The organism is Ideonella sp. P3_A4 (assembly GCF_056403075.1).
Genome location: NZ_JBFUGE010000203.1, coordinates 1 through 10,618, shown reverse-complemented (window position 1 = coordinate 10,618; position 10,618 = coordinate 1). Strand labels below are relative to the sequence as shown.

Annotated in this window: 8 protein-coding genes; 4 read left to right on the top strand and 4 right to left on the bottom strand. The window is 67.2% G+C overall.

The window, feature by feature from the left end:
• Positions 1-236, bottom strand: a 236-nt coding sequence (locus AC1DYI_RS17935; RefSeq protein ID WP_477205491.1) for an enoyl-CoA hydratase-related protein, incomplete at its 3' end; no start/stop codon positions are given.
• Positions 237-371: 135 nt separating this feature from the next.
• Here AC1DYI_RS17935 and AC1DYI_RS17930 point away from each other — a divergent pair.
• Both AC1DYI_RS17930 and AC1DYI_RS17925 read left to right on the top strand, forming a co-directional pair.
• Positions 372-1,721 carry an enoyl-CoA hydratase/isomerase family protein gene (locus tag AC1DYI_RS17930; RefSeq protein ID WP_477205490.1) on the top strand — a complete coding sequence of 450 codons (1,350 nt, stop codon included), beginning with the start codon at positions 372-374 and terminating at the stop codon, positions 1,719-1,721.
• Between the two features lie 8 nt (positions 1,722-1,729).
• Positions 1,730-3,067, top strand: a complete 1,338-nt coding sequence (locus tag AC1DYI_RS17925) for an aminotransferase-like domain-containing protein (RefSeq protein ID WP_477205489.1) — start codon at positions 1,730-1,732, stop codon at positions 3,065-3,067.
• Positions 3,068-3,110: 43 nt separating this feature from the next.
• Here AC1DYI_RS17925 and AC1DYI_RS17920 read toward each other — a convergent pair whose 3' ends face one another.
• Genes AC1DYI_RS17920 through AC1DYI_RS17910 form a run of 3 tightly spaced genes read right to left on the bottom strand, consistent with a single transcriptional unit; the run spans position 3,111 to position 7,528 of the window.
• A complete protein-coding gene (locus AC1DYI_RS17920; protein ID WP_477205488.1) occupies positions 3,111-5,528 on the bottom strand; it encodes an ABC transporter permease in 2,418 nt (805 codons plus the stop codon).
• A 10-nt stretch (positions 5,529-5,538) separates the two neighbouring features.
• Entirely contained in the window at positions 5,539-6,222 is a 684-nt protein-coding gene (locus AC1DYI_RS17915) for an ABC transporter ATP-binding protein (protein ID WP_477205487.1), read from the bottom strand.
• 43 nt (positions 6,223-6,265) lie between these two features.
• Positions 6,266-7,528 (bottom strand): efflux RND transporter periplasmic adaptor subunit, encoded by a 1,263-nt coding sequence (locus AC1DYI_RS17910; RefSeq protein WP_477205486.1) that lies wholly within the window; start codon positions 7,526-7,528, stop codon positions 6,266-6,268.
• A gap of 3 nt (positions 7,529-7,531) precedes the next feature.
• On the opposite strand from AC1DYI_RS17910, the gene AC1DYI_RS17905 reads away from it, so the two are divergent.
• Positions 7,532-9,724: a serine hydrolase domain-containing protein gene (locus AC1DYI_RS17905; protein WP_477205492.1), complete on the top strand. Its 2,193-nt coding sequence runs from the start codon at positions 7,532-7,534 to the stop codon at positions 9,722-9,724.
• A 220-nt stretch (positions 9,725-9,944) separates the two neighbouring features.
• A partial coding sequence (locus AC1DYI_RS17900; protein ID WP_477205485.1) for a sialidase family protein occupies positions 9,945-10,618 on the top strand: 674 nt, incomplete at its 3' end.

Here is a 10,618-nt window from a genome sequence, read left to right as displayed (position 1 = left end):
GCGCCACCCTCGTTGTGCGCGGCGAGTTCCTTCAGGTCCTGGCCGACCGAGAAGGCGCGCCCACCATGGCCCGAAAGGACCGCCACGCGCAGCGAGTCGTCACGCTCGTAGTCATCCCAGATAGCCGCCAGCTCTTCATGCGTGCGCAGGCTCAGCGCGTTCAAGACGTGCGGACGGTTCAAGGTGACCCAGGCCACCCCGTCCTTCTTCTCGTAGTCGACGCACGTGTTGTCCATGGGTCCGAGGCAGTTGGAAAACGCGAACACGATGCCGCGTCGCGCACGACCGCCGGCGTGACGAAAGGCACTGGTGTTCTGCCCCGCATTTGCATTGACTCACCCCAGCGTTGCATTGCCGGAATTTCACTGCCCATGTCGACCGATTCGATTGCTGATCTCGAGCGTGCCAGCCTCTCGTGGCTATCGTTTTCACCCGCGTACGGCGGGCATCTGAATGAAGACGCCGTCGCGTTGCGGCAGTTCGTCGAAGAAGGCGCCTCGCTGGCGCGCCGGCTGCCGCCCAAGGCCGCGCGGTCGGCCGGCGAGCAGGCGGTCGTCGACCAGCTCCACGCCGCCAGCCGGCGCAGCCGCGTGGCCTTTCTGCGCCGCCATGCGCACAACATCCATCGCACGCTCATCGCGCCGCTGACCGGCCATGTGCCGCTGTCCACGCTCGCGGCGCAAGTGGCCGCGCGCTTTCCAGGTTTGCTGCCAACGCCCACGCAACTGGCCGAAGAACGGCGCCAACTGCAGCGCGACAAGGAGGGCCTGGAGATCGACCAGGCGCTGTTCTTCAGCGAGCTGCTGCGCGACCCCGCGATCGGCCTGGACCTCGTCACGCGCCTGTTGCAGCCAACGGCCGCCGCGCTCGAACTGCTGCCCGCCTTCCAGCGTGATCGCCGGCTGGATCTTGGAAAAGTGGTGCTCGAAGCACGCAGCCAGGCCGCGCACCTGACGTTCCACAACCCGGCCTGCCTGAACGCAGAAGACGACGAGTTGATCGACCAGTTCGAAACTGCCGTCGACATCGCGTTGCTGGACGACAGCCTCAGCGTCGGCCTGCTGCGCGGCGGCGAGATGACCCACCCGCGCTACCGCGGCCGCCGGGTGTTCAGCGCCGGCATCAACCTGAAAGAGCTGCACCGCGGCCAGATCTCGTATGCCGACTTTTTGTTGCGGCGCGAGTTCGGCACGCTCAACAAGCTGCTGCACGGCCTGCGTATTCGTGTCGACGGCGATAGCGCTATCGACGAATTCCGCACGGTCATGAAACCCTGGGTCGCCGCCGTCGATGCGTTCGCGATCGGCGGTGGTGCGCAACTGCTGTTGACCTGCGACCACATCATCGCCGCGGCAGACAGCTACTTCGCCTTGCCCGCCGCGCAAGAGGGCATCGTGCCTGGCGTCGCGAACCTGCGGCTGCCGCGCATTGCCGGTGCCCGCCTCGCGCGCCAGATCATCCTGTCCGGTCGCCGTGTCTTCGCCCGCGAGCCGGATGCGGCGGCGCTGTTCGACGAAGTGGTCGAGCCAGCGCAGATGGACGCGGCGATCGAAGCCCGCCTCGCCGCACTTGCCAGCCCCGCGGTGATTCCCAACCGCCGCATGCTGGTGTTGTGCGAAGAACCGCTCGACACCTTCCGCACCTACATGGCCCAGTTCGCGCTCGAGCAGGGGCACCGCCTGTACAGCCAAGACGTTCTTCAGAAAGTAGCCGCTGCATGAGCTCGACCTTGACTCCCACACACGCCGACACCGGCGGCGCCCGCCTGCAGAAGGCCGCCTTGCTGGCCGCGCTCGACGACCCCGGCATGGGGGCGCTGAACTTTCTCAACGAGGTGATCGACCGCTACCCCGACGCCATCTCGTTCGCACCAGGTGCGCCGCACGCCAGCTTCTTCGACAACCTCGACGTCGGCCGCTACCTCGAGCGTTATCGCCACCACCTGGTCGAAGACCGTGGCCTGACCGAGCAGCGCGCCACGCGCCTGCTGTACCAGTACGGGCCAGCCCGCGGCATCATCAACGGCCTGCTCGCCCATTCGCTGCGGCTGGACGAAGGCATCAGCGTCGACCCGCGCGCCATCGTCGTCACGGTCGGCTGCCAAGAGGCGATGGTGCTCGCGCTGCGGGTGTTGTGCCCGACGCCCGAAGACCTGCTCGCCGTCGTCGAGCCCTGCTTCGTCGGCATCTCGGGCGCGGCCCGTGTGCTCGGCATCGAGCCGGTGGCCATCGGCGAGGCCGATGGCGGTGTGGACCTGCCGGCACTTGCGCGCGCCTGCACCACGGCACGCCAGGCCGGCCAACGCATCCGCGCGCTGTACGTGGCGCCCGACTTCTCCAACCCCAGTGGCACGCTGATGTCGCTGGCCACGCGCCACGCCCTGCTCGCGCTGGCCGAGGAACACGACTTCCTGCTGCTGGAGGACAACGCCTACGGCTTCACCGCCGAGGCCGACAACAAGCTGCCCACGCTGAAGTCGCTCGACACGCAGCAACGCGTGGTCTACCTCGCGACCTGCGCCAAGATCTGTTTGCCCGGTGTGCGCGTGGGCTTCATGGTCGCGGACCAGCCGGTGATCAATGCCAACGGCGAGGCCAGCCTGCTGGCTGACGAGCTGACGCTGGTCAAGAGCATGTTGACGGTGAACACCTCGCCGATCTGCCAGGCCATCGTCGGCGGCATGATGCTGGAGAACGGCGGCTCGCTCGCCGCCGTCGGCATCGACAAAGCGCGCCTGTACCAACGCAACCTGCGGCACCTGCTCGCTGCCCTGTCGGCTGCGCTGCCGCCAGAGCAAGCCGCCGAGCGCGGCATCGTGTGGCAGGCCCCGCAGGGTGGCTTCTTCGTGCGCGTGCGTCTGCCGGTGGTCGCCGACGAGGCCTTGCTGAAGCGGTGTGCCGAGCGGCACGGCGTCTTGTGGACACCGATGAGCAGCTTCTACCTGACCAGCGGCGGCCGCCACGAGCTGCGACTGGCCTGTAGCTACCTGACGCCGCAGGAGATCGACGAAGGCATCGCGCGCTTGGTCGGCTTCTTCGGTGACCAGACGCTGATGCAGCCGTCGTGAACGCCGCGGCGGGGCGCGTGCAACGCCCCGCCCACCACAAGCCTCAGCCCGCCCGCAACACCGCCGCCGGCGGCAACCGCGACGCCGCGAAGATGTGGCGGAAGGTTGCGATCCCGGTGATCAGCAAGGCCCCGGCCAACGCGGCCAGCACGGCCCACAGGCCGATCGACGCCTGGTCGGCAAAACGCTCGACGAACGACCGGCCGACGAAGTAGGCCAGCGGCAGGCTGAGCACCGCGGCGATCCCCTGCAGCAGGCCGAACTCGCGCAGCAGCAGTTTGGCGATGTCGCCCTGCCGGGCACCGTAGAGCTTGCGCACCACGAACTCACGCGCGCGCCGCTGCACCACCACGGCCGACAGCACGTAGATGCTGAACACCGCCAGCGGCACGATCACGATCGCCACCACCACGCAGGTCAGCAGCACCGCCATCGGACCACCGGCGTTCGTCTCGAGCTGCGCACGCAACTCGCGCATGGCCAGGTAGCGCGCCGGGAAGTGCTCTTGCCAGACCTTCGTCACCGCGGCCTGCGCGGCATCGAAGCTCGCGTTGGTGCGGATCGTCAGGTCCGGTGCCGCGTCCGACAGCGCATAGACCAGCGGGCGCGGCTGGCCGGCGGTGAAGCCGTTGCGCACGTCCTGGGCGATGCCCACGACCTGCACCTCCTTGCCCTCCATGCGAATGAACTGGCCCACCGCCGCCGACGGCTCTGCATAGCCCAGGCGCACCGCGGCCTGCCGGTTCAGCACCACCACGTCGCGAGACTCGCCGCCGTCCTGGCGTGCGTCGAACACGCGGCCGGCTTGCGCGCCGAGCTGCAGCGTCGAGAAATACGTAGCGCCGACCAGCCGCGTGCCGAGCATCAGGCTTTCGCCGTTGGGCATCGCAAAGGGCCGGTTGGCGCTGGACGAGCTACTGCGCGCCACGCTGCGCACCTCGGGCAGCGTCTGCAGCGCGGCCGCGAAGCTGTCCACCTCGGCCTTGCCCAGACCACTCGGCAGCTTGGCGGTGATCAGCCCGTCGACCGGGTAGCCATAGTCGATGCGTTTGAGGAACTGGATCTGCCAGGCGATCGTCACGATCATCGCGGTGACGAACATCGCGATGCTGAACTGCAGCACCGTGAGGATGCGGCGCAGCAGCAGGCCGCCCGGTGTGTCGCTGCCGCCGCGGCCGCCCAGCACCGGCGTCACGCGCATCTTCAGCGCCGTCCACGCCGGGTAGGCCCCGGCACCGACGCCCACCACCACGCCGGCCACGAGCACGATCACCGCGAACGCCACGTAGTCGGCAGTGGTCAGCAGGCCGCCGATGTCGTGCTCGGTCAGGTCGGACCAGAACGGCAGCAGCACCATCGCCAGCAGCGCACCGAGCACCGCCGCGATCAGCGAGACCAGGATCGACTCGGCCACCAGCTGCGTCGCCAGCTGCGCCGGCCGCGCACCCAGCGCCTTGCGCACGGCCATCTCGCGCTCGCGCTGCACCACGCGGATGTTGGCCAGGTTGATGTAGTTGCCCGCTGTCAGCAGCAGGATCAGCAGCGCCACGCCGTTCATCGCCAGGTTGGCGATCGGGTCGCCCTTGGGGCCGCTGTTGTTGCGCGCTTCGCTGTCCATGTACGAGTCGGCCAGCGGGCCCAGCGCCACCGTCACCGGCAGCTTGCTGCCGAGCTCGGCGATCTCGGCCGCGCTCAGGCGGCCACGCAAGGCCGAGCTGTCGATGTCGCGCTCGATCGCGGCCAGTGCATCAGCGCGCCGGCCCGCTGCGGGCAGCCGCAGGTAGACCTTGTTGGTCACGATCTCCTTGTGATCACCATCAAAGGCGTTCCAGCTGTCTTGCGCCCGTGCACGCTCCGATGGCGCCCACGCCGCCGAGTCGACACCGACCAGCGCATGGACCTGAACCGAGCTGGTCTTGGGCGAATCGGCCACCACCGCACCGACCTGGAACGGCTGGCCGCCGATGTCCAGCTGTTTGCCCACCACGTGCGTGTCGCCGAACAGCGTCAGCGCCGTCTCCTGCGTCAGCGCCACCGCGTCGGGCCGCAACAGCGCCGACGCCAAATCACCTTCGAGCGCCTTCATGCGAAACACCTGCACGAAGTCTGCGTCAACCACCGTCAACTCGACCGTGCGCACAACGTTGCCGACAGTCGCCGCAACGGAGAACGGCAGCACCGTCGTCGCCTGCAGCGGCAGCCCGCTGCGCTTGAGCGAGTCTTTCATCGCCAGCGGCACGTTCTCGCTCCACGACGCATCGCCCCAGTTCGGCCTTGCCTTGACGACGTAGACCTCGTCCAGCCCGGGCACATGCTTGTCGAAAGCGAGCTCGTAGCGCGTGAAGCCCAGCGCCAGGAACCAGACCGCGAAGCCGACTGTCAGGCTCAGCACCATGATCAGCGAATGGCCCGGGCTCTTCAGCAGCAGGCGCCAGCCCATCTGCAGGTCTTGCCAGTTCATGCTGCGCTCCTCACGCCGCCGCTTGGGCGAGATCGTCGACGACCTTGCCGTCCAGCATCTGCACCACGCGGTTGGCCTGGCGCGCGTGCTCGGGCGAGTGGGTCACCATCACCACGGTCGTGCCCTCGGCATTGATGTCGCGCAGGATGTTCATCACCTCGGTGCCGTGGGCGGTGTCGAGGTTGCCTGTCGGCTCGTCGGCCAGCAGCACGCTGGGCTTCGCCACCAGCGCGCGGGCGATCGCCACACGCTGCTGCTGGCCACCCGAGAGTTGCGACGGCCGATGGCCGGCACGGTGGCCGACGCCGAGCTTTTCGAGCATGCGGTCGACCCGCTCTTTGCGCTCGGCCTTGGGCACGCCGGTGTAGATCAATGCCAGCTCGACGTTCTCGAACACGCTCAGCTCGTCGATCAGGTTGAAGCTCTGGAAGATGAAGCCGATGCGCCCGCGCCGCAGGTCGGTCAGCGTGCCTTCGCCGAAGCTGGCCACGTCTTGCGCCTCGAACAGGAACTCGCCCGAGGTCGGCGGCTCAAGAAGCCCCAGCACGCTCAGCAAAGTCGACTTGCCGCAGCCCGACGGGCCGACGATGGCCACGTACTCGCCGGCGGCGATCGAGAGGTTGATGCCGTCCAGCGCGCGTGTGCGGACATCGCCGCTCTGGTGCACCTTGTTGACGTTGACGAGTTTCAACATGCGAGGACTCCCGATGGGTTGACCGAGGGCGTTGGCGAACGCCCTACTTCTTCAGTTGCACATGCGGCGCCGTGCCGAAAGCCGCGTAGCTGGAGACGATGACGTTCTCGCCTGCAGCCAGGCCCGACAGCACCTCGACCTGGCGGTTGTTGCGACGGCCGATGCGAATGGGGCGGCGCTCGGCGTCGACACCGTTCGGTGCCAGCACATAGGCCCAGGCACCACCCGAGTCGTTCAGGAAGGCCGCGTTCGGCAGCAGCAGCGCCTTGTTGGGCTGGCCGAGCATGACCTGCGCGTCCAGGCTCTGGCCGGGGCTGAAGCCGCTCTGCTCACCGTCCTTGAAGCCCAGCTCCATCGTGAAGCGGCCTTCGGTGACCTGCGGCAGGATGCGCGTGACCTCGATGCGGTATTCCTTGCCGTCGCGCCGCACGGTGCCTTGCAGCCCGACGCGCATGCGGTTCAGGTAGTACTCATCGACCTGCGCCGTCAGCTTGAACTTGCTCGGGTCGTCGATGCGGCCGATGTGCTGGTCGGTCTTGACGGTGGCACCGACGCGCAGGTTGAAGTCGGTCAGGCGGCCGGCGGCGGGGGCGCGCACGGTCAGCGCGTCGACCGAGGCATTCACGAGCGTCAGCCCTTGCTGGATCTGCCCCACCGCGCGCTCCAGCTGCGACATCGCACCCAGCTTGACCTTGGTCTCGATCTCGTCGCGCGCCAGCTCCTGGTCGCGCTTGTGGCGCCACCGATCGACCGCGTCGTTCGATTCGGTCAGCGATGCGGCGGAGATGAAGCCCTGGTTGGCCAGCCCCTGGTCGCGCGCCAGCTTCTTCTGCGCCTGGTCGAGGTTGAAGTCGATGTCCTGCAGCCGGCGCACATGCTCTGACTTGGTCGCCTCGTAGTCGACGCGCAGGCTCGACAGGTTGGAGATCTGCTGCGCCGATTCGGACTGGCGCTGCAGCAGATCGAGGTTGCGCTGCGGGTTGGAAATGCGGAACAGCCGGTCGCCCTGCTTCACCGTTTCGCCGTCGCGGGCAAAGACCTCTTCGACCCGGCCGGCGTCGACCGCGTCGAGCACCACCGAGTCCAGCGCATCGGCCTTGGCACGCAGCACCACCTCGTCGAAGAAGGTGCCCTCTTCCACCGCCGCGCTGCGCACGTCCACCGCCGGCACCTGCAGGCCACGCGGCAGCATCCGCCAGACGACGAACAGCGCCACCACCACCAGCACACCGGCGCCGATGGTCAGCCACAGCTTCTTGCGCCGGTCCTGCGGCACGATCTCGTCCATCGCGGCRCCGCTTTGCACGAGGTGCGGGACAGGCGTCTTGGTGCGAGAAGCTTCGGCGTTGGACATGGCGGGGTTGAGCATCCGATCGACCCGGCTCGGCCCCAGCACACAGGCACTGCGCACATCGGAACCGACCCGATGCCCACAGCGTACGCACACAGTTTGAAGAAAATATGGAGAGGCCGCGGGGGTGGTTATCAATGGTCCCGCTGCGCCTGGTCCCCTGGTTCATGCAGCCTGTCGCATCGTGGCCTTGCCCGAGGTGGGCGTTCCATACAGTGCGCCGACTTAATCAAACGGGCAGACTTCATGGGACTCACTTGCACCCGGCACCGAGCGCCACCGTCATGGTTGACGCGGGCTTGGCGGCCTATTGGCTTGCTGATCGGCACACTGCTGTTGAGCGCTGGTGCTGCAGCGGCCGAAGAGGCGGCGCTGCCGAGCAATATCGAGGGCCTGGATCGCCGACTGGCCGAGCTGTTCAAGGCCGGTGAGGTGCCAGGCGCCTCGGTGGTTCTGATCGAAAACGGCCAGATCGTTTTCGAGAAAGGCTATGGCTTCGCCGATGTCGCCAAGCAAATTCCAGCCACCGCCCAGACGCCGTTTCGGGCCGGCTCCATCGCCAAGGGCCTCACGGCCATCGGTGTCATGGCCCTGGTGGAACGTGGTCGGCTGAGCCTGAACACACCGCTGCATGCCTTTGCGCCGGAAATCCCTTTCACMAACCCTTGGGAAGAGACGGATCCTGTGCGTCTGGTGCATCTGCTGGAACACACCACCGGTTGGCCAGACATCTCGAACCGGGTCTTGTCCAAGAGCGAGGCGGCCTGGTCCACCTTGGAGGGCATCAATTTCAGCAGCGGCGGATTCACCAGCCGCTGGAGACCCGGGACGTTCCCGGTCTACAACAACGCCGGGGCCGCCGTGGCCGGCTACGCCATCGAGAAGGCCACCGGTCAAACCTTTGACGACTACATGCGGTCGACCGTCCTGGTGCCGATGGGCATGGTCAGCGCCGATTTTTCGCTGACACCCGCGCTGGCCAGCCGCATGGCCAAAAGCTACGGGTCCGGTGGCACGCCAACGCCGTATCAACACATCGTCCTGAAACCGGCCGGCTCGCTGGTCGCCAGTGCCCATGAACTGGCCCAGTTGGCGCGCTTGTACATCGGCCGGGGCAGCGTGGACGGCCGGCAGATATTGACGCCCGAGTCGGTGGCACGCATCGAGCGCGCCGAATCCAACCTCGGTGCGAAGTTCGGTTTTGGCAACGGCTACGGCCTGGGCAATGCGCCGATCGTCGACGGCGGCGTCACCTTTCGAGGACACAACGGCGGCATTGATTCGTTCACCTCCGTGCTGGGTTACACCCTGCGCAACGGCTCCGGCTACGTGCTGATGGCCAATGGTGGCGAGGGCGTCGACTTCGCCGGGCCGGCGGCCCACCTGATCCAGTCCTGGCTGACACGTGATCTGCCGCTGAATCCGCAGCCGACGGTGGCCGTCAGCGACGCTGAGTTGCAAAAGTACGCGGGCTTCTATCGCTCCATCACCCCGCCCAGCGACATGATGCGGCCCTACGCCGAGATCTTCGGTGTGAGCCGGGTGGCAGCCGGCCAAGGCAAGCTGGTTGTTGGCGGCAAGGATTTCCTGCCGACGGGCCCACACAGCTTTCGCCGCTCGGACCGCAGCGAAGCGACCGTGGCCTTCGTCGAGCAAGATGGCCAGGCCTTCAAGATCAACGCCACTTCGGCCCAACAAAAAGTGGCGCTGTGGCACATGGTCGGGTTGTGGCTGCTTGGCGCGATCCTCCTGCTGGGTCTGCTGGTCGGCGTCGTCATGCTGATCCCCTGGCTCATCGCGTACCGGCGCGGAAGACTGGCAGACACCGGCGGCTTGTGCTTTCGCCTGCTGCCCTTGGCGGCCATCGCGTCATTGGCGGTGACGCTGGCGCTGCCTCTGCTGGCCGTGACGGGTTCCGGCAGCACCTCCGTTGAGCAACTGGCGAACGTCGGCCCCTATTCGCTGCTGATCCTGGTCTGCAGCGTGCTGTATCCGTTGCTGGCATTGACGGGCATGGTGTTGACGCTGCGCCATCGAGCCGCCCCCCGATTGATTCGCGCCTACGTGGGTCTGTCGTCGCTGGGGCTCGCGAGCATTGCCGCCTATGCAGCCACCATCGGCTGGCTGCCGCTGCGCACCTGGGTCCTGTAGGCGGCGACAGCGTCAACAATCGTCAGCCGATGACACCCGACGACCGTCGGGGTGATTCCCATGGGTTCGTGGCATCGTTACCCTCGGCGCCGTGCCGCGACCCGAGCCACGCCCTTTTTCAAAGGAGATGATCCCCCGTGGTCTGCCTCGGCACAACGACTGACGGCAAGCCGCCGCCGGCCATGTGATGCGTTTCACTGTCAATCTCCAGGAGAAACCAATGCGAACATTGCCCCGTCTTTCGATCTGCATTTCGGCGCTGTCTTTGGCGCTGATGGCCGGCCCCGCTTCGGCCGCCAAACGGGTCAGCACCGATCCGTTCACCAACACAGACAGCCAACACGCCACCGAGGTCGAGCCCGATACGTTCGCCTTTGGCACGACGGTGGTCGGGGCGTTCCAGACCGGCCGCTTCTTCGACGGCGGCTCTTCCGACATCGGGTTTGCCACCTCGCAAGACCGCGGCAAGACGTGGGTCCACGGCTTTCTGCCCTCGATCACCGTCAACAGCACGCCGGCCGGGCCGTACGACCGGGTGTCCGACCCTTCTGTGGCCTACGACGCGAAGCACGGCGCATGGCTGATCCTTTCGCTTCCCATCAACGGCGGCGCCGGCAAGGCCGTGGTGGTCAGCCGCTCGACCGATGGCGGCCTGAGCTGGGGCGCGCCGGTGACCGTTTCCACCACCACCGGGTTCTACGACAAGACCTGGATCGCCTGCGACAACACCAAGACGAGCCCCCACTACGGCAACTGCTACGCCACCTGGGACGACGCCAATGCCGGCGACCTGCTGCTGAGCAGCACCTCCAGCGACGGCGGGCTGAGCTGGGGCGCCAAGAAGACCACCGCCAACAATGCGGCGGGTCTCGGCGGCCAACCGCTGGCCCAGCC